Origin of the sequence: Aggregatibacter sp. Marseille-P9115, assembly GCF_920939465.1 — a bacterium.
Taxonomy (GTDB): domain Bacteria; phylum Pseudomonadota; class Gammaproteobacteria; order Enterobacterales; family Pasteurellaceae; genus Aggregatibacter; species Aggregatibacter segnis_B.
The window spans coordinates 549,037-570,560 of sequence record NZ_OV100759.1; the positions used below are offsets into that span (position 1 = coordinate 549,037).

Sequence of the window (21,524 nt, forward strand, 5' to 3'; positions counted from 1 at the left end):
TTAATAGTATAGGATTGTTGATATGTACATTAGTCGTGATTTAGAACAATGGAATGCCTTCCTCAATATGTTGCAAACCGCCTTTGAACAAGGCAAGGCTCAGGATGTATTAACCTTATTGCTTACTCCCGATGAGCGAGATGCGTTAGGACTTCGCCTGCAAATTATCGCCCAATTACTTAATAAAGAGCTGCCTCAGCGTGAAATTCAACAAAATCTGAACACCAGTGCGGCAACCATCACTCGGGGATCTAATATGTTAAAAACCATGGATCCTGTTTTTATTGATTGGATAAAAACGCAACTCAATGCGCAAGAAAAAAACCATTAAATTTCCATTCAAGCTAGCCAATCTGCGCAATCTATCCTTGCGCAGATTACCGCTTTTCATGAAATTTCCCACTCAAAGTGCGGTACGTTTTTTATATCGTTTTTTACTTGCTACTTTAGTAGTCACCTTTGCCTTTCGTTTTATTCCCATTCCTTATTCCAGTTATATGCTGGAACAAAAAGTATCTCATATTTTGTCTGGTGATTTTACTTATCAAACACGCTACGATTGGGTGAGCTTAGAGGATATTTCTTGGCAAATGCAACTGGCAGTGATTGCGGCTGAAGATCAGAATTTTCCGGAACACTACGGCTTTGATTTCACCGCAATTAAACGGGCTTTTCTGCATAATCAAAAAAGCAATCGAATCCGTGGTGCTTCCACCATTTCTCAACAAACGGCCAAAAATCTCTATTTATGGCATGGACAAAGTTGGTTACGCAAAGCAATCGAAGTGCCGGCAACCTTAATATTAGAAACCTTGTGGTCCAAAAAGCGTATTCTCGAAGTATATTTAAACATCGCAGAATTTGGCGAAGGCATTTATGGCGTAGAGGCTGCCAGCCGTTTTTACTTCAAAAAACCGGCCAAAAATTTATCGCAAAATGAAGCCGCACTTTTAGCCGCCACGCTGCCCAATCCGATCATTTATAAAGCCAATGCCCCGAGTGCTTATACCAAGCGCAGACAGCTGTGGATTCAACGTCAAATGGAACAATTGGGTAAATCCTACTTAGAAACACTCAATTAGCTCCCATTTATTTCAAAACTCAAAATAAATAAATTATTCAAAAAACCTTAATTAAATACTCTTTGATTAATAAATTCGCCATTTTCTTGAAAAAAACATCAAATTAAGATAACTTCCTTGCTCCTTATCTATATTTTATTTTTTAATTATTTATCTATTTGGGGGAGTATTTACATTGATTAGGCGTATTCAAACATTTTTCCAATCAGAAGCAGCTAGCGGCATACTATTATTACTTTTTGCCTCAATGGCTATCCTGCTTGCCAACACCTCTTTTAATCAACATTACTTCGGTTTCCTCGATACACCGGTCAGCGTCCAATTCGGCGCTTTCAGCATTGCTAAACCTTTATTAATGTGGGTCAACGACGGCTTTATGGCAGTCTTTTTCGTTTTGGTTGGTATGGAAGTCAAGCGTGAAATGTTGGAAGGTTCACTGTCAAGTTATCAACAAGCGATTTTCCCTGCTATTGCGGCGATTGGCGGAATGGTAGTACCGGCCTTAATCTATTTTATGATTGCCCAAGGTACACCTGAAATCTATTCCGGTTGGGCAATTCCCATGGCCACAGATATTGCCTTTGCCATTGGCATCGTTGCTCTTTTAGGTAAGCGCGTCCCTTTGCCACTCAAAGTATTTTTACTGGCACTTGCCATTATTGATGACCTTGGTGCCATTATCGTCATTGCGATCTTCTACTCACATGAACTGAGCACGCCGGCACTGATTATCGCTGTGGTAACCATCAGTATTTTAGTCACTATGAATCGCTTTAAAGTCAGCGCACTCTGCGCCTATATGGTCGTTGGCTTAATTTTATGGGCATCCGTATTAAAATCCGGCGTACACGCGACTCTCTCTGGCGTCATTATTGGTTTTTGCATTCCAATGGAAGGTCGTAACGGTTCAAGCCCATTATACCAATTTGAACATATTCTAGCGCCTTGGTGCTCTTATTTAATTCTACCGTTATTTGCTTTTTCCAACGCGGGAGTTCCTTTAGAAAACGTGGGCTTATCCAGCCTTAATTCGCCTCTTACTCTCGGGATTGCACTGGGATTAATCGTCGGAAAACCATTAGGCGTATTTCTATTCAGCTACCTATCGGTCAAATTACGTCTTGCCCAGTTACCACAAGGTGTTAATTTCGCTCAAATTTTTGCTATTGCAATACTCTGCGGCATCGGTTTTACCATGTCGATGTTCCTAGCAGGTCTTGCTTTCGGTGAAACAGCATATAACAGCTTTGATACGCTATCTCGATTAGGGATTTTATTGGGATCAGGTGTGTCCGCTGTTGTTGGCTATGTTTTATTAAGAAAAACAACCGCTCAACCTTAAGCGGCAAAAAGAAAGCCTTGCTAATCAGCAAGGCTTTTTTATATCGATGAACTATCTACGACAAACATTTTCACAAGGAATCCCATCATTATCCCGATCAAGACGCCCCTCTCCACAAACATTAAGATGGTATTTCGCTTCAGCACAAGAACGCATTTCCTTACAGTACTTCCGCTCATCACAACTGAAATCCTCATGATTGTTTGATTTCGCAACGGCAAACTGCACCAGACCAAGTACAACAAAAATGAAAAATACCTTCTGCATAATAAATTACTTTATTAGGATTTTGAGATGAAATAAGAATACAGACTCAATTAAAATCAGTGACTGCAAATACAATTATAGGTAAATCACTTCAGAAAGGAAATTTTAGAAAAGGAGAAAAAAGAAAACCTAGCATTTCTGCTAGGTTCTGTTTTTGGTGCTCTGAGCGAGACTTGAACTCGCACGACCTACGGTCACTACCCCCTCAAGATAGCGTGTCTACCAATTCCACCACCAGAGCTTAATTCGATAAATTTTATTGTTGAGGAATATCGCTATTTTTTGTGTCTAACACAGCCGGTGCTTTTTGCTGTTGTTGCTGAATTTGTTCAGCAGTTCCGGATAAATCATCAAATGCGCCTTGTTTTGCATTGTTTTTGTGCGAATTGATGTTACCGATAACGATACTAATAACAAAGAAAATAATCGCTAAAACAGCTGTTGTTCTAGAAAGGAAGTTACCTGCACCGGCAGAACCAAAAACAGTACCGGATGCGCCACCACCAAAAGATGCACCGGCATCTGCACCTTTACCTTGTTGTAACAGGATAAAAGCGATAAGGGCAATGGAAACGACCAAATAAATGATTAACAAAGCTGAGTACATTTTATCTTCTCTGATTTAGCAAATTCTAATGAAAAATAACGGCGCAGATATTAGCGGATATCTTGACGCTCCGCAAGTTGTTTTATGTATTTTTACGCTGTTTGGTGCAAATTCGATCAGTAAAAAAACATTTTGAAAAACGACCGCACTTTTAACCCTCATTCACTTTTCTTTGTTCTCGGCGCAGCCTTTTTCACACTTTGATTATGCCGGCTTAACTCGCGTAAAGCGGAAAAATTAATGTAATGCAATAATTCAGGCAAAAGCTGGATGAGGTTTTGCATAAATTGCTGATAACTCGCCTGTTTACGGCTAATGCCATCAAGCTGTGACTCCCAATGTGCCGTCATGTCAGGCTGCGTTGCCACATCCGGCAAGGCGTTAATTAAGATTCGTCCCGCCTCTGTGCTGTGAATATTACGCCCTTTTTTATAGAGAAAACCACGCTTAAACAATAACTCAATAATTCCTGCACGCGTCGCTTCCGTGCCTAACCCATCGGTTTCACGCAAAATTTTTTTCAATTCTTTGTCTTGCACGAAACGAGCAATGCCTGTCATTGCAGAAAGCAAGGTCGCATCTGTAAAAGGTTTTGGCGGTTGCGTTTTTTTACTGATAATTTCACCCTTTTCGCAATGCAACATTTGCCCTTTTTTGACGACCGGCAGCAGCGTATCTTGCTGTTCATCGTCGCTGTCTTCTTTGCCCCAAAGCTGTTTCCAACCGGCAATTTGCAAATTGCGAGCATGCGCCACAAAAGTCCCACCGGCAATATTCAAAGTAATTTTACATTTACGGTATTCTGCATCCGGGCAGAACTGCATGAGGTATTGTCGGGCAATCAGAAAATAAATATGTTGTTCCGCCGGACTCAAACTCACCGGTCTGTTCTTTGCCGTCGGAATGATGGCATGATGTGCTTCGACTTTTTTATCATTCCAACAACGATTTTTTTGTTCAGGATCAATAATTTCCGGCAAAGGTTGAAATTGCGTTAAATGGGTAGAAATAGCATTCATCACCGCCATGCGATCCGCAAAATGTTCTTTTGGCAAATAACGACAATCAGAACGTGGGTAAGTGATCAATTTATGGGTTTCATACAAACGTTGACAGGTATCCAGCACTTCCTGTGCGGACATCCCGAACCGCTTGGCAGCATCAATTTGCAACGCGGACAAGGAATAGGGCAACGGTGCCGTTTCTTTTTCCCGTTTATCCGAATAATCCGTCACTTCCGCCGGTTGGTCAGTAATGCGCTTCACCACATTTTCCGCCAACGCATGAGATAACACGCGCCCATCCTCGTCCTGATAATCTTCACAGGCTTTGCTTGGCTGCCATAACGCAGAAAAAAGTGCGGTAGCTTTCTTCGGTGTTTCTTCCTCTTTTGGGTCACGCAACCAAGCCAACACTTCAAAGAAATCCTTTGGTTGAAAATGTTCAATTTCCAAATCACGGCGTACGATAAGGCCAAGTACGGGCGTTTGCACACGCCCAACAGAAAGCACGCCATTATAACCTGCCTGTCTGCCGCGAATGGTATAAGCACGGGTCATGTTAATACCGTATAACCAATCGGCTCGGGCTCGTGCTAAAGCGGAGGTGGCAAGGGGGATAAAATCACGATTAGGTTGCAATTTTTTGATGGCTTTTTCTACCGCACTTGGGTTCAAGTCGCTGATTAAACAACGCTGAATGGCATTGCGTTTTTCCGGTGGTAAATTGAGATAACTGAAAACCTCGTCCACCAGTAATTGCCCTTCACGATCCGGGTCACCTGCGTTGACGAGGATGTCCGCTTGCTGCACCAACTTTTCAACGGTTTTTAGCTGTTTATAGGTTTCTTTTTTCGGAATTAACTGCCACTTTTGCGGCACAATCGGCAAATCCTCTAAACGCCATTGTTTGAAACACGCATCATAGGCATCGGGTTCGGCCTGTTCCAGCAAATGCCCCACGCACCAAGTTACGCAGTCGTTATCACCACATTTAATAAAGCCATCACCGCGTTGATGTGGTTTCGGCAAAACATCAGCGATAGCGCGTCCAAGACTCGGTTTTTCTGCTATAAAAAGTCGCATAAACAAGAAAACGCAGAGGAGAGAAAAGATTAGCCGATTTCGCGGCGACCTAAGAAAGAATGGGTCAGTGTGGTGCCATCCACCATTTCCAATTCACCGCCCACCGGAATGCCGTGGGCAATGCGGCTGACTTTGACGTTTTGTTGCAAACACAATTCTGCAATGTAATTCGCCGTGGCATCGCCTTCGACAGTGGGATTTGTCGCCAAAATCACTTCCTTGAAGGATTCTGTTTGTAAACGTTTTTGCAATAAATCCAAGCCGATCTCCCGTGGGCCAATGCCGTCCAATGGCGACAAATGCCCCATAAGCACAAAATAACGGCCTGAAAATTGCCCGGTTTGCTCAATGGCAAGAATATCTGCCGGCATTTCCACCACACAAAGCAACCCCGAATTTTGACGGCGAGGATTGTTGCAAATATGGCAAACCTCTTCTTCCGTGAACGTACGGCAATGCTCACAATGCCCAATTTTTGACATGGCTTCAGTCAGTCCTTGAGCCAAACGCATACCGCCACTACGGTTACGTTGCAATAAATGATACGCCATACGTTGTGCGGATTTCGGGCCAACGCCCGGTAATACACGTAAGCTTTCGATCAAATTTTCTAACAAGGGACTGGTTTGCATAAGGTTCTCGGTGAATTGACTGAAAAAATAAACCGCACTTTAGTCATAAAGTGCGGTAAGTTTTACGGACGTTTTTTAGAATGGCATTTTGAAACCCGGCGGCAATGGCATGCCGGCGGTGACAGACGCCATTTTTTCTTTTTGTAACTCTTCAGCACGGCGTACTGCATCATTAAATGCAGCGGCGATTAAGTCTTCCAGCATTTCTTTGTCGTCTTCCATTAAAGAAGGGTCGATGTCAATACGACGGCAGTTATGCGCACCGTTAATCGTGATTTTCACTAGCCCTGCGCCTGACTCGCCGGTCACTTCTAATTGTGCAATTTCTTCTTGCATTTTTTGCATACGATCTTGCATTTGCTGGGCTTGTTTCATCAAGTTGCCCAAACCGCCTTTTCCGAACATAAATTTTCTTCCGTTATTAAAAAGTTGAGTAAAAAAAGTGTGGGCATTTTAGCGAAAAAATTGCCGATTGGGAACGATCAATTTACCGTGTCGTTGCGCAGCGCCTTTATCCATATTATTATCCGAGCCCTACCCTCTTCTGATAAAAAAGCACTGCTTTTTGAAGATAAACGCACAATAAAACAACCGCACTTTTAACAGAAAAATGATGGAAACCCGACACTACATCACCATGGCCATTGCCGTGCTGGCCTTACAACTCATGCTATTCGGTTTTAGTCGTACACTCGGCTGGCTTTTTAATCTCAACCCCAAAACACGCACTAAGCTGACCATCACCCTCTTTTTGCTATTCAATATTTTGGTTTCTACTGCGCCATTGCGTCTTTATGCCGAAAGTTTTCGAGTAAGTGCCTTGCTTCTCACCTTATTGTTATTTTCAACATTTAGCAGCCTGATTGTGGCTTTCCTTTACCTGCTCCGTAAACAATGGCGTAATCAAATAAAATGGCTTTATCCTGTGATTTTTCTCAGTTTCATCGCCACCGCCTGTTACAACGCTTATGTGCCGACCATTCGCCATTTTCAGGTGAAATTAGATAAACCTATGCAACCTTTACGCATTGGCATGGCAAGCGATTTGCATTTAGGGCGTTTGTTTGGTTCAACACAGTTAGATACATTGGCTGGCATCATGCGGCAGGAAAAGGTAGATATTATTTTGCTCCCAGGTGACATTATGGATGATAACGTCAACGCCTATTTAGCGGAGAAAATGCAACCGCACTTAGCCAAACTACAAGCTCCCCTTGGGGTTTATGCCACACTAGGCAATCATGATTTCTTTGGCGATCAACAACGCATTGAAGCTGAAATGCGCAAAGCAGGGATCATTCCCGTGATGGATGAAAGTGTCGTGATTGATGGCCGTTTTACCCTCATTGGTCGCAATGATGACCTCGTTAAAAACAGACCAACGGCAGCGCAATTACTAAAAGGTGTCAATACGGCATTACCGGTGATTTTAATGGATCATCGTCCAACAGAGATTGAACAACACGCCAATTTGCCGATTGATATTCAGCTTTCCGGTCACGCTCATAATGGACAAATTTTCCCGGCAAATTTTGTTGTAAAACTGATTTATCGCTTAAGTTACGGCTATGAAAAAATCAATCAAGGGCACTTTTTTGTCACATCAGGTTATGGCTTTTGGGGCGTACCGATGCGATTAGGGTCGCAATCAGAAGTGATGATTATCGACCTGGTCGGACATTAAAAAAGAACTATTCTCAATACCGAGTCCTGTGTATAATTTAACCCATTATACTTATGTTTTTATGATGACAGAGGACTCGAAAATGAAAAAATTCGTCAACGCAACCCTTACTTCTCTTTTCCTTATGGCATCTGTGACGGCAAGTGCTGTGACCGTCACCGATGCTAAAGGTGAATTCACTATAGATAAAACCCCAAGTCGCATTGTCGCGTTAGAATATTCTTTCGTTGATGCCCTTGCTCAAGTTGGTGTTAGCCCGGTCGGCGTTGCCGATGACAACGATAAAACCCGCATTTTGCAGGAAGTACGAGATAAGATACAACCTTGGCAATCTGTCGGTACCCGTTCACAACCTAGTCTTGAAGCCATTGCCGCATTAAAACCCGATTTAATTATCGCTGATCCTTCTCGCCATACAGCAGTGTATGAAGAATTAAAAAAAATTGCCCCGACCATGATGTTTGACTCCCGCCATGAAAGCTATCAGGAGAATCTTGATACGGCACAAAAAATCGGCGATGTTGTCGGTAAAGGCAGTGAAATGAAATTGCAAATTGATAAACACAATAAAATTATCGAAAGCATTGCGCAAAATATCAATGTGAAAGGCAAAAAAGGGATTTTCGGTACCTCTCGCGAAGACAAATTCAATTTACAAAATGACAGTGGTTATGTCGCCAGTTTCCTTGGTGTTCTAGGTTTTAACTCGCCAAAATTACCAAACGCCACTCAAGCCTTTGCTGAAATCAATCTTGAGCAATTAGTGATGGAAAAACCGGACTATATGTTTATCGCCCACTATCGCCAAGAAAGTATCGCCCGCAAATGGGAAGCAGAACCATTATGGCAAGCCATTCCTGCCGTAAAAGCCAAACATGTATTTAGCGTCAATGCCGATATGTGGGCGCGCGGACGCGGCATTACGGCCAGCGAGATCATGGCAAAACAAGTTGAACAATTCGTTAATCAAAAATAATGTTTGGCAAAGCTTTTCGTTGGGGCTTCCCCCTGATAGGACTGGCTTTCCTGTTGTGGGGAAGTCTGTTTTTATACTACCCTATTGAAATTTCACCATTAGATGCGCTAAACGCCTTTTTCCCCAATGGCGATGAATTGACCAAGATCACCGTGGTCGATTTACGTTTCCCTCGGGCGTTAGTGGCGATCGCATTAGGCGCCAATTTGGCGGTAGCCGGGGCATTATTACAAACCATCACCCGCAACCCACTGGCCTCACCAACGCTATTAAGCGTTAACTCCGGCGCAAGTTTGGCCATGGTAACGGCGAGTGCCATTAGCCCGGTCTTATTATCAGGCTATAGCATTGCCTTGGTGGCAAGTATCGGCGGTGGAATCAGTTGGTTGGTTGTAATGTTGATCAGCAACGCGTGGAAAGACAGTAGCGGCGATCGCAGCCGCGTGATTTTGGCAGGGATTGCCGTGTCGTTATTGTGTACTGCCCTCACCAAATTAGTGTTAATTATGTCGGAAGATCATGCCTTTGGCGTAATGAGTTGGCTTGCCGGCGGCATTTCTCACGCCCGTTGGAACGAATGGTACGCTATTTGGCCGTTTCTGCTATCGAGCGCTCTCTTTTGCCTCTTCTTTGCCAGCCGCTTAAATTTACTCAATTTAAGCGACGAATCCGCTCAATCCTTGGGAATTAACCTGTTCCGTCTGCGTTGGTATGCCAATATCATAGCATTATTAATTGTGGGTTCAGCCGTTAGCGTAGCCGGCCCGGTCGCCTTTATCGGTTTGTTAATTCCACACTTAGCGCGTTATTGGATAGGCTATGATCTACGAAAATCATTACCCATGTCCATGTTATTAGGCGCTATTTTAATGTTGGCGGCGGATACCGTTGCCCGTGCTGTTGATTTCCCAAGTGAAGTGCCTGCCGGTGCCATTTTGGCCTTAATCGGTGCGCCAATCTTTGTATTATTTGCCAGAGGAAAACACTAATGCGCCGTTCTCATTCAGGATTCCGTGCAATCGGCTTTTACTTATCGGCACTCTGTACGGTCGCGCTATTATTTGTATTAAGCATTCGCTACGGCACTTACACGCTATCCTTTGATGAAATTAGCCAGGCCTTTCACCCTGACGATAAAAACTATTTCACGTTAATGGAATACCGTCTGCCACGCGCACTACTCGCCATCATTATCGGCGGCGCATTGGCCATTTCCGGGGTGTTGGTGCAAAGTGTCGTGCGTAATCCGTTGGCCTCTCCTGATATTTTAGGAATCAATAACGCCGCCGGTTTAGTCGCCGTCACCGTATTAATCTTCCTACCGAATTTAGCCTTTTACTGGCTACCGATTTTCGCCTTTATCGGCGGTGTCCTGTCTTTCATTTTGTTATGGGTGATATGTGGTTTTAACTTCCGCCCGATCAAAATGGCCATTATCGGCGTAGCGCTTTCTGCCCTATGGGCGGCAATCAGCCATTATTTAATGCTAACCAATCCGGTAGAAATCAACACGGCTATGCTTTGGCTAACCGGAAGTTTGTGGGGCAGAAGTTGGGCTTATGTCAATGTCGTTTTGCCTTGGTTGTTGGTGTTGTTACCGTTACCGTTTATTTTCTGCCGAGATTTGGACACTTTAGGTTTAGGTGAAAACAAAGCGGCCACCTTGGGAGTAAGCGTAAATAAAACGCAAATCTTGGTATTAGTGCTGGCTGTTGCGCTTTCCACCACAGCCGTCGCCATTTGCGGCCCCATCGCATTTCTCGGTTTAGTTGCACCGCACTTAGCACGCAAATTGGTCGGTGGACGTCACCGCACATTATTGCCGGCGGCCATGCTAATCGGCACGTTGTTGTTACAAATTTCCGATATTTTAGCGCGGGTTATCGATCCGCCGACAGAACTGCCAGCCGGTATTCTCACCGCTATTATCGGCGCCCCTTACTTCTTCTATTTATTGATGAGAACGAAATAATGAGCATTGAGATCAATAAGTTACAATTAGGTTATCAAGATAAAACTATCGTACGGGATTTATCTCTCACCTTTCCGAGCAACCAAATTATTGCCTTAATTGGCCCGAACGGGTGTGGCAAATCCACAACACTGAAAGCAGTGGCCCGTTTGCTCAAGCCTCGCCTAGGCACAATTACTCACAAAGGCAAAGATATTTGGCAAAGCACCCCGAAAGAATACGCCAAACAATTAGCGTTCTTGCCACAACAACATTTGGTGCCGGAAGGCATTAAAGTACGCGAATTAATTGCTTACGGCCGTTCGCCTTATTTGAATTTGTGGGGCAAATTAAGTGATAAAGATGAGCAATTAGTGGCTTGGGCTATGGAACAAACCCACACCGCGGAACTGGCGGAACATTTGGTATCGGATTTATCCGGCGGGCAACAACAACGGGTTTTCTTAGCCATGACATTAGCGCAAGATGCAGAACTTGTTCTGTTGGATGAACCAACCACTTATTTGGATCTCAACCGACAGGCGGAACTCATGGGCATGATGCGTCAAATGCAACAAAACGGCAAAACCGTCATTACGGTACTCCATGATTTAAATCAGGCTTGTCGTTATTGTGATTATTTAATCGTTCTCAAAGACGGTAACCTTATGGCCCAAGGGACGCCTGACGAAGTGATGACAGAGCGGCTATTAAAAGAGGTGTTTGATTTAGAGGTGGTAATACACCGCGATCCGATTAGCCAAACACCAATGTTTATTTTGAAGTAAACAAAAGTGCGGTCATAAAAAACATTTTATTTTTCGACCGCACTTTTAGCATTTAAAAAATATCGCCATTTATGACCGCACTTTACGCATTGTCTATCGCAAAGGAAATCACCTCTTTAATACTCTCCGCGTCCATGGCAATCATGAGCAAGCGATCCACACCGAGAGCGACGCCCGAACAATCCGGGATTCCAGCTTGTAACGCTCCCAACAAACGTTTATCAATATCACGCACCGGCAGACCGGCTTTTTCCCGTTGACGATTATCCAACTCGAAGCGATGTAATTGTTCCCGCACATCCGCCAATTCATGGAAACCATTAGCAAGCTCTAGCCCTTTGTAATAAAACTCAAAACGCTCTGCAACGCGCAGATCCTCCGAGCTAATTTGTGCCAACGCCGCTTGGCTTGCCGGGAAATGATATACCACGACTGGGCTGTCATGCCCTATTTGTGGTTCCACCACCCTACTGAAAAGAAATTGCAACAACGTATCGCGATTCTCTTTTTCTGCATCAACCAACTGATATTTTTTCGCTTTTTCCACAAGTTCGGATAATTCCGCCGACAACGGATCCAATCCGACATATTGTTGAAAAGCGAACTGATAACTCATGCTTTCTGCCGGCGGACATTCCAATATTTGTTGTAATAAATCATCTACTTCATTGATTAAGCGGTACATATCAAAGTGTGGTCGATACCACTCCAACATCGTAAACTCCGGATTATGGCGATTACCCGCTTCTTCGTTACGAAACACTTTGCCAATTTGAAATATCGGACCACTGCCGGCGGCCAATAAACGCTTCATGTGATATTCCGGACTGGTGGAAAGCCACAATGTTTTAGATTGCTCTCCGAAAGGAGAAACAAATTCAGTGCTGAATGTAGCAAGATGAAGATCTGTTACGCCAAATTCGCTTAACACCGGTGTTTCCACTTCCAACAAACCGCGATCAGTAAAAAATCGACGAATTTCTGCAATTAATTTCGCTCGGTCAAGTAAGTTTTTGATGGATGCCGTTGGTTGCCATGCTTCTTGTTCAAACATAAATATGCCTTTGCTAAAGATAATTTGAAAAATTTGCGACTTATTCTAAAACAAGTGAATCAAAATTCATAAATGAATCCTTTTTCCACCGCACTTTTATGCACTTTTTAGTTAACTCAACGTTAATGACTTGTTAACAATAAGACAAAATGTAAACAACTGGTTCTGTTTGTTAACTTTTTGAGGTAGATCACGAAATCGCGACAAAGTTTGAGAAAAAAGGTTCTAATCACAAAAAATAATGGCAAAATGACTTCACCCTAACAGTACCAAAAATCTATTTGGTGTTTTTATTATCATCCCTTTACTTGGAGGAATATCGTGCAAACTGTTAACGTCGATATCGCCATTGTTGGCGCAGGTGGCGGTGGTTTACGTGCGGCGATTGCTGCAGCCCAAGCTAATCCAAATCTTAAAATTGCTTTAGTATCAAAAGTTTATCCAATGCGGAGTCATACTGTTGCGGCTGAAGGTGGTGCTGCAGCAGTGATTAAAGAGGAAGACTCCTACGATAAACACTTCCACGATACCGTTGCCGGTGGCGACTGGTTGTGTGAGCAAGATGTCGTGGAGTATTTCGTGGAACACTCTCCGGTGGAAATGACCCAACTTGAACGCTGGGGCTGCCCTTGGAGCCGTAAAACCGATGGCGATGTAAACGTACGCCGTTTCGGTGGGATGAAAATCGAACGTACTTGGTTCGCTGCCGATAAAACCGGTTTCCACTTACTTCACACGTTATTCCAAACCTCCATTCAATACCCACAAATCATTCGTTTCGATGAGCACTTTGTATTAGACATTTTAGTGGATGACGGTCATGCACGTGGTATGGTTGCCATGAACATGATGGAAGGTTCTTTAGTACAAATTAATGCTAACGCCGTTGTTATCGCCACAGGTGGTGGTTGCCGTGCATTCCGTTTCAACACTAACGGCGGTATTGTTACCGGTGACGGCTTATCAATGGCTTATCGCCATGGTGTACCATTGCGTGACATGGAATTCGTTCAATATCACCCAACCGGCTTACCAAATACCGGTATCTTAATGACCGAAGGTTGTCGTGGTGAAGGTGGTATCTTAGTCAATAAAGACGGCTATCGCTATTTACAAGACTACGGTTTGGGACCGGAAACACCAATCGGCAAACCTGAAAACAAATACATGGAATTAGGCCCTCGTGACAAAGTATCTCAAGCATTCTGGCAAGAATGGCGTAAAGGTAACACCTTAAAAACAGCTAAAGGCGTTGATGTGGTGCACCTGGACTTACGTCACCTTGGTGAAAAATACTTACACGAACGTTTACCATTCATTTGTGAATTAGCGAAAGCTTATGAAGGTGTCGATCCGGCACAAGCGCCAATTCCTGTACGCCCGGTAGTTCACTACACTATGGGTGGTATTGAAGTTGACTTCAACAGCGAAACCCGTATTAAAGGTTTATTTGCGGTGGGCGAATGTGCATCTTCCGGTTTACATGGCGCTAACCGCTTAGGCTCCAACTCCTTGGCTGAATTAGTGGTATTAGGTCGTGTTGCGGGTGAATACGCGGCACAACGCGCAATTGAAGCCACACCGGCTAACCAAGCCGCACTTGATGCTCAGGCGCAAGATATTGTAAAACGCTTGACCGACCTCTATAACCAAGAAGGTACTGAGTCTTGGTCTGAAATTCGTGACGAAATGGGTCAAGCCATGGAAGAAGGTTGCGGTATCTATCGCACCCAAGAAAGTATGCAACAAGCAGTAGATAAGATTGCAGAACTCAAAGAGCGTTACAAACACATTCGTATTACTGACCGTTCTAGCGTATTTAATACAAACTTATTATATACCGTTGAATTGGGTTACATTTTGGACGTGGCACAATCTATTGCGAACTCTGCGATTGAACGTAAAGAGTCTCGTGGTGCGCACCAACGTTTGGATTACACCGAACGTGATGATGTGAACTACTTGAAACATACCTTGGCGTTCTATAACGAAAACGGTGCACCACGCATTGAATACAGCCCAGTGAAAATCACGAAATCACAGCCGGCAAAACGTGTTTATGGTGCAGAAGCAGAAGCAGCAGAGGCAGCCGCCAAAGCGAAAGAACAAGCTCAAGCGGGTAAGGAGTAATAATATGGCCGAACAATCAATCATGAACGTTGAAGTTCTACGTTATAACCCCGAAGTTGATAAGGAACCGCACTTAAAAACCTATCAAGTGCCTTATGACAGCCAAACATCCTTACTTGATGCTTTAGGTTACATTAAAGATAAGCTTGAACCGGAACTTTCTTATCGCTGGTCATGCCGTATGGCGATCTGCGGTTCTTGCGGCATGATGGTAAACAACATTCCAAAATTAGCGTGTAAAACCTTCTTGCGTGACTACAGTGGCCACATGCGCATTGAAGCCCTAGCAAACTTCCCGATTGAACGCGACTTGATCGTGGACTTAAGCCACTTTATCGAAAGCTTAGAAGCCATCAAACCTTATGTGATTGGTAACAAAGCGCCTGAGTTAGATGGTAAACCGCATCCATCAAAAGAATTAGCGAAAAGCCGTACCAAACAAACGCCGGCTCAATTGGAAAAATATCGTCAATTCTCTATGTGTATCAACTGTGGTTTATGTTATGCCGCCTGTCCACAATTCGGTTTAAACCCTGAATTCGTTGGTCCTGCCGTATTAACTTTAGGTCATCGTTATAACTTAGATAACCGCGACCATGGTAAAGCAGAACGGATGAAAATCATGAATGGTGAAAATGGCGTTTGGTCTTGTACCTTCGTAGGCGCCTGTTCCGAAGTGTGTCCAAAACATGTAGGCCCGGCAACCGCCATTAACCAAGGCAAATTAGAAAGTGCCAAAGATTACCTCATTTCCATGCTTAAACCGAAGGCGTAAGGGGAAAGATTATGACTACAACAGTAAGTAAACGTAAAAAATACGTCCGTGAAATCACCCCGACTTGGTGGAAAAGTTGGGATTTCTACAAATTCTATATGCTACGTGAAGCCACTGCTGTTCCAACCGTTTGGTTCAGCTTAGTGTTGCTCTACGGTGTAATTTGTTTAGGCAAAGCAGATGGATTTGTTATGAATTTCATCCCATTCTTACAAAATCCTATCGTTGTTATTCTTAACATCATTTCATTGGCGGCTTTATTGCTCCATGCTGCCACATTATTTGATATGACAGGCGAAGTGATGTCAGGTACCACCGGTTTGCCGGCAAAACTCATTAAAAATGCTTTACGTGGCGCGTTTGTCGCCGTCACCGTATTGGCTTTAGTGTTAGTATTTATCTAGGGGGAAGTCATGGTTAATCAAAATCCAAAACGTTCAAACGAACCACCTGTCTGGTTAATGTTCAGTGCGGGTGGCATGGTAAGTGCTTTGGCTTTCCCGGTGTTAATTCTTATTCTCGGCTTCCTATTGCCTTTCGGTATCGTGAGTCCTGAGAATATCATTGCCTTTGCACACCACTGGCTAGGGAAATTAGTTATTCTCGTTCTCACAATTTTCCCAATGTGGGGAGGTTTACACCGCGTTCATCACGGTATGCATGATATTAAAGTTCATGTGCCGGCCGGCGGATTTATTTTCTACGGTTTGGCAACACTTTATAGCATCATCGTGTTATTTGCCGTGTTCAACCTATAATCTCTCATCCCAAATGAAAAACTCCCTCAATGTAGGGAGTTTTTTTATTTCCTGTCTTTTTTAAGTCTATAAAACACACAATTCGTACATATTACGAACAACAAAACCTTATTTTTTATGTGACTTCAATCACAGATCACCAAAAAAGTCATTTACTAATAAACAGACCATCTATATTTTGTTAACAATTACATAACAAAAGGAGATTTTCTCATGCAATTCACACTATCAAAACAATATAGCCCTATTCGCCAAGCGATCACTGCAAACTATCGTTTAGATGAGAAAAGTGCGGTCGATTCTTTAGTGAAAACATTAGATTTTTCTCCAGAACAAGAACAACGGATCACAGAAAATGCTATTAAGTTAATTAAAAAATTACGCCAACTTAAACAAAAACAATATGGCGCAGATGCCTTAATGCAAGAGTTTTCATTAAGCAGTGAAGAAGGGGTGGCGTTAATGTGCTTGGCTGAAGCCTTGTTACGTATTCCTGATGCACAAACCCGCGATGACTTAATTTATGAGAAATTACAAGAAGGGAACTGGAAATCTCACATCGGCAATTCCAATTCGTTCTTTATCAATGCAGCCAGTTACGGCCTACTGTTTGGTAAAAAAATCAGTGAAAGCTTGGATGAAAACAGTTTATCAAACGCACTCACCCGTAGTTTCTCTCGTTTGTCTGCGCCTATTATGCGTATGGCAATTATCAAATCTATGCAGATTTTGGGTAAACAGTTCGTTACCGGCGTGACGATGCAAGAGGCGTTGCAAAACATCAAACCACGCTACGAAAAAGGTTTTACGTTCTCTTTTGATATGTTGGGTGAAGCTGCAATGACTGAAGCCGATGCACAACGCTATTTCAATGACTATTTACACGCCATTGAAGAAGTGGGCAAAGACGCAGCCGGCCGTACCATTTATAACGGCAACAGTGTTTCCGTTAAACTTTCTGCGATTCACCCGAAATATAGCCGTTCCAAATATGATCGTACCATCAATGAGCTTTACCCTCGCTTAAAAGAACTCTTCTTATTAGCGAAAAAATACAACATCAGTATCAATATTGATGCGGAAGAGGCTAATCGTTTAGAGCTTTCCCTCGATCTTGTGGAAAAATTATTAGATGAACCGGAATTACAAGGCTACAAAGGCATTGGTTTCGTAGTACAGGCTTACTCCAAACGTTGTCCGTTTGTGTTGGATTACTTGATTAATTTAGCTCGAGAAAAACAAGGCTATTTGATGATTCGTCTTGTTAAAGGCGCTTATTGGGACAGCGAAATCAAATGGGCGCAAGCGGACGGTTTGGACGGTTTCCCACTTTACACACGCAAAAATCACACTGATATTTCTTATATTGCCTGTGCGAAAAAATTATTTGCTGCACAAGATGTTATTTATCCGCAATTTGCCACCCATAACGTGCAAACCATGTGCACGATTCACGAATTAGGCCAAGGTAAAAACTTTGAATTCCAATGCCTACACGGCATGGGGGAATCCCTTTATGACAATATTGTGGGGAAAGACAATCTGAATCGACAAGTGCGTGTCTATGCTCCCGTGGGCACACACGCCACCTTGTTAGCCTATTTAGTCCGCCGTCTCTTAGAAAACGGTGCAAACTCCTCTTTCGTTCACCAGCTGGTTGATGAAAACATTCCGGTCGAACAACTTGTTACACCACCATGGAAACTTTATGCCAAATCTCATGGCGAGCCGAATAAGTCGGTTCTCAAACCGTTAGAATTATTTAAAAACCGTAAAAACTCCGCCGGTTTCGATCTGAGCAATGAATTGGAATTAGCAAGATTAGAACAAGCGCTGAATGCGGCAACCATCGAAAACGCTACCTCTTTGGTTGCGTTTGAAAATGCTGAAAATGCACCGGCACATCAAGTCACCAATCCGGCCAATCTCAATGAAACTGTCGCAGAAGTCGCCTTTTTAGCCGTAAATCAGGCGGAAAAAGCGTTTACCGCTGCCGACAATACCCAATGGAAAGCTAAAAGTGCGGTGGAAAAAGCCAATGTTTTACGCAATGCTGCCGACTTATATGAAGAACATTTTGGCTTGTTGATGAAACTCGCTGTGGTTGAAGCGGGTAAAACCTTGCCAAACGCCATTGCCGAATTGCGTGAAGCCGTGGATTTCTTACGTTATTACGCCGTTCAATTAGAGCAGCTCGCAACACAAAATCACCTTGCCGAGCCCCGTGGAAAAGTACTTTGTATTTCTCCATGGAACTTCCCATTAGCCATCTTTACCGGCCAAATTGCCGCCTCTTTAGCGGCCGGCAATGCAGTGATTGCAAAACCGGCAGAACAAACCTCATTAATTGCGTATGCCGCCGTGAAACTCTTACACCAAGCCGGCATCCCGAAAGAAACCCTACAACTGGTGTTAGGGGCGGGGGATTTAGGGGCTGCGTTAGTCCAACAAGCTTTTGATGGCGTCGTATTTACCGGTTCAACAGAAGTGGCCAAACTCATTGAGCAACGTCTGACATTAGCAGATAACGATCCGGTGTTGATTGCAGAAACCGGCGGTCAAAACGTGCTTGTCGTTGACTCTTCAGCCTTACCGGAACAAGTCGTTGCTGATGTTCTCAGCTCCGCCTTTGACTCGGCAGGTCAGCGTTGTTCTGCATTACGCATCTTATTGTTACAAGAAGATGTGGCAGATCATTATTACAAAATGATCACGGAAGCCATTAAAGAATTAAGTTTAGGCGATCCACGTTTATTGGAAACCGATATCGGTCCTGTGATTGATGAAGAAGCTAAACAAAATCTAGAAAACCACAAGGCAGCCATGCGTAAAGTCGCCCGCGCTTATGCGGAAATCGACACGCCGACTCAAGGGCATTTTGTGGCACCGAGTGTGTATTTGTTGGATAACCTCGATCAAGTACAGCGTGAAGTCTTCGGTCCGATTCTACACATCGTACGTTATAAAAAAGATAACTTACTCAATGTCCTCAAAGCGGTAAATGAAAAAGGTTATGCGCTGACCGGTGGTTGCCATACCCGTATTCGTAAACAGATGGATATGGTGGAACGCCACTTAAACTGCGGTAACTTCTATATCAACCGTAATATTGTAGGTGCGGTGGTTGGTGTTCAACCATTCGGTGGACACGGATTGTCCGGTACAGGGCCGAAAGCCGGCGGTGAGTTCTATTTGCAACGTTTAACCCGTACGCCTCGCTATTACAGCCAATTTGGCGATGAAAATACGCTAGGCACAACCAAACCGGTATTAGAAAGTATCACCGGTGAACACAACTCCCTAGCTTATCTGCCTTGTGAAGTAGCCATTCTCAACGGCGACTTAGCTGCAGCAGAAAAAGCGGCAAAAAAACTGCTTGCCAAAGGCTTTAGCATTTTGGTGGAACCGCAGCATCCATTAGCCGCCAAAGCCAAACCGGGCATTCGTGTTGATACGAAGTTAGGTCATTGTCAAAAAGGCATTTATTTGACCGCACTTGATAAAGCCAAACGTCAATGGTTGGCTGAAAACAGTAAAGCTATTTTCAAATGTTACGACTGGCAAGATACCCAAGATTTACTGCCATTGTATGATGAGTTTTCCCGCAGTTATAACACCACTGCGGCAGGTGGAAACACCTCATTAATGTCCTCTCAAGAAGAATAAAAGGAGTGTTTTATGCAAATCTACATCACCTTTGGTCTCTATTTGGCAATTATTTTAGGCATTGGGTTATACGCCTATCGTTCCACCCAAAATTTTGACGATTACATTTTGGGTGGTCGAAAAATGGGAAGTTTTGTGACCGCCATGTCTGCCGGTGCTTCCGACATGTCCGGTTGGCTATTAATGGGGTTACCCGGCGCAATTTTCTTATCAGGTCTTTCCGAGGCATGGATTGCTGTCGGCTTAACCGTTGGCGCCTATCTGAACTATCGCGTTGTGGCAGGACGCTTGCGGATTTTTACTGAGAAATATAGCAATGCGCTGACCTTACCTGAATTTTTTGCACAACGTTTTCCGCGTCAGAAAAAAGCATTAAAGATTATTTCTTCAGGCATTATTCTCTTCTTCTTCACCATTTACTGCGCTTCCGGCGTGGTAGCGGGAGCGAAGTTATTCCAAAGCTTATTGGGCTTGGAATATTCCACCGCACTTTGGTTAGGGGCATTAGCTACCATTACGTATACCTTTATCGGTGGCTATTTAGCGGTTTCATGGAGCGACACCATCCAAGCCTCATTAATGATTTTCGCCTTGATTTTGGCACCGGTCATGGTATTGCTCAACATCAGCTGGGATGAAATCACGATGTCTTTGGAAGCTAAATCTGCTGTCACCGGCATTCCATACAGCAACTGGCTGCACAATGTTTCCGGTATCGGTGTTATCTCTGCATTGGCTTGGGGCTTGGGTTATTTCGGACAACCACACATTCTTGCCCGTTTCATGGCAGCCGATTCTGTTGCCTCTCTCGAAAAAGCCCGTCGAATCGGAATTTCTTGGATGTTCCTCTGCCTTGGCGGCGCCGTTGCAGTGGGCTATTTTGGATTGGCCTATTTCACCACCCAAAATATTGAACTATACAATGCAGAAGCGGTTTTCATTGAGTTAAGTAAAGCCATGTTTAACCCGTGGATTGTCGGCATCGTATTATCCGCGATCTTAGCGGCGGTCATGAGTACCCTGTCCGCTCAATTATTAATGTGCTCAGCTGCAATTACGGAGGATTTCTATAAAGGTTTCTTCCGTAAAGGAGCCTCAAGCCTTGAATTGGTCTGGGTCGGTCGTTTAATGGTATTGTTAATCTCAGTGGTTGCCATCGCTATCGCACAAGATCCAAACTCTAAAGTAATGGGCTTAGTTTCCTATGCATGGGCAGGTTTTGGTGCCGCATTCGGTCCGGTTGTCATCCTTTCCTTGTTCAACCGCAACATCAGCTCCAAAGCGGCATTATGGGGAATGTTATCCGGCGCTATCACGGTGGTTGCTTGGAGCCCATTAATGAAATACTTGGGCTGGGAAGATTTATCTCACCTCTATGAAATCGTCCCTGGTTTCTTGGTCTGTTCTTTCATTACCATTACCTCTTCCGTGTTCGCACCGGTGCATCCGAAAGTGATGGAACAATTCGATGCCGCTTTAGCTGAATTTGAAACAAGACGCTAAAAAAGTGCGGTCATTTTTAAATGTAAAATAGGGCGGAATTTCCGCCCTTATCTTTTTCTATTCTCTTTAGGTTATTCCTATCTAAATAACGTTGCTTAATTTATAGCCATCACTTTTCCCTTTATATTTACTCACTATTCGGTAATATACCGCCTCTTTAAATCCGATATAATTAGTCAGGTATTTTACTTTCAATCGTAAAATCTGAATGTGTCTGACACAAAT

General features: G+C 43.6%; 21 protein-coding genes and 1 tRNA gene. 15 read left to right on the forward strand and 7 right to left on the reverse strand.

Going from position 1 to position 21,524, the window contains the following annotated elements:
• Positions 1-22: 22 nt before the first annotated feature.
• The 3 genes from trpR to nhaA all read left to right on the forward strand — a co-directional run bounded on the left by trpR (position 23) and on the right by nhaA (position 2,424).
• Entirely contained in the window at positions 23-331 is a 309-nt protein-coding gene (gene trpR, locus LQ983_RS02470; protein ID WP_111296578.1) for a trp operon repressor, read from the forward strand.
• Entirely contained in the window at positions 309-1,082 is a 774-nt protein-coding gene (gene mtgA, locus LQ983_RS02475; RefSeq protein WP_230621518.1) for a monofunctional biosynthetic peptidoglycan transglycosylase, read from the forward strand. The genes trpR and mtgA overlap by 23 nt, the downstream gene beginning before the upstream one ends.
• Before the next feature lie 175 nt (positions 1,083-1,257).
• Positions 1,258-2,424 (forward strand): Na+/H+ antiporter NhaA, encoded by a 1,167-nt coding sequence (gene nhaA, locus LQ983_RS02480; protein WP_230621519.1) that lies wholly within the window; start codon positions 1,258-1,260, stop codon positions 2,422-2,424.
• 51 nt (positions 2,425-2,475) lie between these two features.
• On the opposite strand, the gene LQ983_RS10045 is transcribed toward nhaA, so the two are convergent.
• The 6 genes from LQ983_RS10045 to LQ983_RS02510 all read right to left on the reverse strand — a co-directional run bounded on the left by LQ983_RS10045 (position 2,476) and on the right by LQ983_RS02510 (position 6,419).
• A complete protein-coding gene (locus LQ983_RS10045) occupies positions 2,476-2,691 on the reverse strand; it encodes an excalibur calcium-binding domain-containing protein (protein ID WP_255664447.1) in 216 nt (71 codons plus the stop codon).
• Between the two features lie 155 nt (positions 2,692-2,846).
• Positions 2,847-2,932 (reverse strand) — tRNA-Leu (locus tag LQ983_RS02490).
• 15 nt (positions 2,933-2,947) lie between these two features.
• Positions 2,948-3,298 (reverse strand): preprotein translocase subunit SecG, encoded by a 351-nt coding sequence (secG, locus tag LQ983_RS02495; RefSeq protein ID WP_006717383.1) that lies wholly within the window; start codon positions 3,296-3,298, stop codon positions 2,948-2,950.
• 158 nt (positions 3,299-3,456) lie between these two features.
• Positions 3,457-5,382, reverse strand: a complete 1,926-nt coding sequence (locus tag LQ983_RS02500; protein WP_230621520.1) for a DNA topoisomerase III — start codon at positions 5,380-5,382, stop codon at positions 3,457-3,459.
• 29 nt (positions 5,383-5,411) lie between these two features.
• Positions 5,412-6,014, reverse strand: coding sequence for a recombination mediator RecR (gene recR, locus LQ983_RS02505; protein WP_021615662.1), 603 nt, complete (start codon positions 6,012-6,014; stop codon positions 5,412-5,414).
• A 75-nt stretch (positions 6,015-6,089) separates the two neighbouring features.
• Positions 6,090-6,419 (reverse strand): YbaB/EbfC family nucleoid-associated protein, encoded by a 330-nt coding sequence (locus LQ983_RS02510; protein ID WP_006717376.1) that lies wholly within the window; start codon positions 6,417-6,419, stop codon positions 6,090-6,092.
• A 24-nt stretch (positions 6,420-6,443) separates the two neighbouring features.
• On the opposite strand from LQ983_RS02510, the gene LQ983_RS02515 reads away from it, so the two are divergent.
• From LQ983_RS02515 to fecE, 6 genes are all read left to right on the forward strand, one after another.
• On the forward strand, positions 6,444-6,617 hold the full coding sequence (locus LQ983_RS02515) for a hypothetical protein (protein ID WP_230621521.1): 174 nt from the start codon (positions 6,444-6,446) through the stop codon (positions 6,615-6,617).
• Positions 6,618-6,627: 10 nt separating this feature from the next.
• Positions 6,628-7,698 (forward strand): metallophosphoesterase, encoded by a 1,071-nt coding sequence (locus LQ983_RS02520; RefSeq protein ID WP_230622594.1) that lies wholly within the window; start codon positions 6,628-6,630, stop codon positions 7,696-7,698.
• An 82-nt stretch (positions 7,699-7,780) separates the two neighbouring features.
• Positions 7,781-8,674 carry a Fe(3+) dicitrate ABC transporter substrate-binding protein FecB gene (locus LQ983_RS02525; protein ID WP_032997782.1) on the forward strand — a complete coding sequence of 298 codons (894 nt, stop codon included), beginning with the start codon at positions 7,781-7,783 and terminating at the stop codon, positions 8,672-8,674.
• Positions 8,674-9,663 (forward strand): iron-dicitrate ABC transporter permease FecC, encoded by a 990-nt coding sequence (fecC, locus tag LQ983_RS02530; protein ID WP_230621522.1) that lies wholly within the window; start codon positions 8,674-8,676, stop codon positions 9,661-9,663. Before LQ983_RS02525 ends, fecC begins: the two co-directional genes overlap by 1 nt.
• On the forward strand, positions 9,663-10,646 hold the full coding sequence (gene fecD / locus LQ983_RS02535; protein ID WP_230621523.1) for a Fe(3+) dicitrate ABC transporter permease subunit FecD: 984 nt from the start codon (positions 9,663-9,665) through the stop codon (positions 10,644-10,646). The genes fecC and fecD overlap by 1 nt, the downstream gene beginning before the upstream one ends.
• Positions 10,646-11,413, forward strand: coding sequence for a Fe(3+) dicitrate ABC transporter ATP-binding protein FecE (gene fecE / locus LQ983_RS02540; protein ID WP_005703849.1), 768 nt, complete (start codon positions 10,646-10,648; stop codon positions 11,411-11,413). The genes fecD and fecE overlap by 1 nt, the downstream gene beginning before the upstream one ends.
• 82 nt (positions 11,414-11,495) lie before the next feature.
• Here the strand turns inward: fecE and epmA are convergent, their stop codons facing one another.
• The gene (gene epmA, locus LQ983_RS02545) at positions 11,496-12,467 is read right to left on the reverse strand and encodes an elongation factor P--(R)-beta-lysine ligase (RefSeq protein ID WP_230621524.1); all 972 of its coding nucleotides are present in this window, start codon (positions 12,465-12,467) and stop codon (positions 11,496-11,498) included.
• Between the two features lie 321 nt (positions 12,468-12,788).
• Between epmA and frdA the strand changes: the two genes are divergently transcribed.
• The 6 genes from frdA (at position 12,789) to putP (ending at position 21,299) form a co-directional block, all read left to right on the forward strand.
• The gene (gene frdA, locus LQ983_RS02550) at positions 12,789-14,597 is read left to right on the forward strand and encodes a fumarate reductase (quinol) flavoprotein subunit (RefSeq protein WP_048748841.1); all 1,809 of its coding nucleotides are present in this window, start codon (positions 12,789-12,791) and stop codon (positions 14,595-14,597) included.
• Between the two features lie 4 nt (positions 14,598-14,601).
• Positions 14,602-15,372: a succinate dehydrogenase/fumarate reductase iron-sulfur subunit gene (locus LQ983_RS02555; protein ID WP_048748842.1), complete on the forward strand. Its 771-nt coding sequence runs from the start codon at positions 14,602-14,604 to the stop codon at positions 15,370-15,372.
• Between the two features lie 11 nt (positions 15,373-15,383).
• Entirely contained in the window at positions 15,384-15,776 is a 393-nt protein-coding gene (gene frdC / locus LQ983_RS02560; protein WP_230621525.1) for a fumarate reductase subunit FrdC, read from the forward strand.
• A 9-nt stretch (positions 15,777-15,785) separates the two neighbouring features.
• The gene (gene frdD / locus LQ983_RS02565) at positions 15,786-16,130 is read left to right on the forward strand and encodes a fumarate reductase subunit FrdD (RefSeq protein WP_006717356.1); all 345 of its coding nucleotides are present in this window, start codon (positions 15,786-15,788) and stop codon (positions 16,128-16,130) included.
• A 213-nt stretch (positions 16,131-16,343) separates the two neighbouring features.
• The gene (gene putA / locus LQ983_RS02570; RefSeq protein WP_230621526.1) at positions 16,344-19,796 is read left to right on the forward strand and encodes a bifunctional proline dehydrogenase/L-glutamate gamma-semialdehyde dehydrogenase PutA; all 3,453 of its coding nucleotides are present in this window, start codon (positions 16,344-16,346) and stop codon (positions 19,794-19,796) included.
• 12 nt (positions 19,797-19,808) lie between these two features.
• Positions 19,809-21,299: a sodium/proline symporter PutP gene (putP, locus tag LQ983_RS02575; RefSeq protein ID WP_230621527.1), complete on the forward strand. Its 1,491-nt coding sequence runs from the start codon at positions 19,809-19,811 to the stop codon at positions 21,297-21,299.
• Positions 21,300-21,524: the final 225 nt, after the last annotated feature.

What these genes read in the sequence shown, in the direction of transcription:
- LQ983_RS02555 (WP_048748842.1), top strand. Translation starts at nt 14,602, where the DNA reads ATGGCCGAACAATCAATCATGAACGTTGAAGTTCTACGTTATAACCCC.
- LQ983_RS02520 (WP_230622594.1), top strand. Translation starts at nt 6,628, where the DNA reads ATGGAAACCCGACACTACATCACCATGGCCATTGCCGTGCTGGCCTTA.
- putA (WP_230621526.1), top strand. Translation starts at nt 16,344, where the DNA reads ATGCAATTCACACTATCAAAACAATATAGCCCTATTCGCCAAGCGATC.
- LQ983_RS02510 (WP_006717376.1), bottom strand. Translation starts at nt 6,419, where the DNA reads ATGTTCGGAAAAGGCGGTTTGGGCAACTTGATGAAACAAGCCCAGCAA.
- LQ983_RS02500 (WP_230621520.1), bottom strand. Translation starts at nt 5,382, where the DNA reads ATGCGACTTTTTATAGCAGAAAAACCGAGTCTTGGACGCGCTATCGCT.
- recR (WP_021615662.1), bottom strand. Translation starts at nt 6,014, where the DNA reads ATGCAAACCAGTCCCTTGTTAGAAAATTTGATCGAAAGCTTACGTGTA.
- LQ983_RS10045 (WP_255664447.1), bottom strand. Translation starts at nt 2,691, where the DNA reads ATGCAGAAGGTATTTTTCATTTTTGTTGTACTTGGTCTGGTGCAGTTT.
- fecE (WP_005703849.1), top strand. Translation starts at nt 10,646, where the DNA reads ATGAGCATTGAGATCAATAAGTTACAATTAGGTTATCAAGATAAAACT.
- frdC (WP_230621525.1), top strand. Translation starts at nt 15,384, where the DNA reads ATGACTACAACAGTAAGTAAACGTAAAAAATACGTCCGTGAAATCACC.
- trpR (WP_111296578.1), top strand. Translation starts at nt 23, where the DNA reads ATGTACATTAGTCGTGATTTAGAACAATGGAATGCCTTCCTCAATATG.
- putP (WP_230621527.1), top strand. Translation starts at nt 19,809, where the DNA reads ATGCAAATCTACATCACCTTTGGTCTCTATTTGGCAATTATTTTAGGC.
- frdD (WP_006717356.1), top strand. Translation starts at nt 15,786, where the DNA reads ATGGTTAATCAAAATCCAAAACGTTCAAACGAACCACCTGTCTGGTTA.
- LQ983_RS02525 (WP_032997782.1), top strand. Translation starts at nt 7,781, where the DNA reads ATGAAAAAATTCGTCAACGCAACCCTTACTTCTCTTTTCCTTATGGCA.
- secG (WP_006717383.1), bottom strand. Translation starts at nt 3,298, where the DNA reads ATGTACTCAGCTTTGTTAATCATTTATTTGGTCGTTTCCATTGCCCTT.
- epmA (WP_230621524.1), bottom strand. Translation starts at nt 12,467, where the DNA reads ATGTTTGAACAAGAAGCATGGCAACCAACGGCATCCATCAAAAACTTA.
- fecD (WP_230621523.1), top strand. Translation starts at nt 9,663, where the DNA reads ATGCGCCGTTCTCATTCAGGATTCCGTGCAATCGGCTTTTACTTATCG.
- mtgA (WP_230621518.1), top strand. Translation starts at nt 309, where the DNA reads ATGCGCAAGAAAAAAACCATTAAATTTCCATTCAAGCTAGCCAATCTG.
- fecC (WP_230621522.1), top strand. Translation starts at nt 8,674, where the DNA reads ATGTTTGGCAAAGCTTTTCGTTGGGGCTTCCCCCTGATAGGACTGGCT.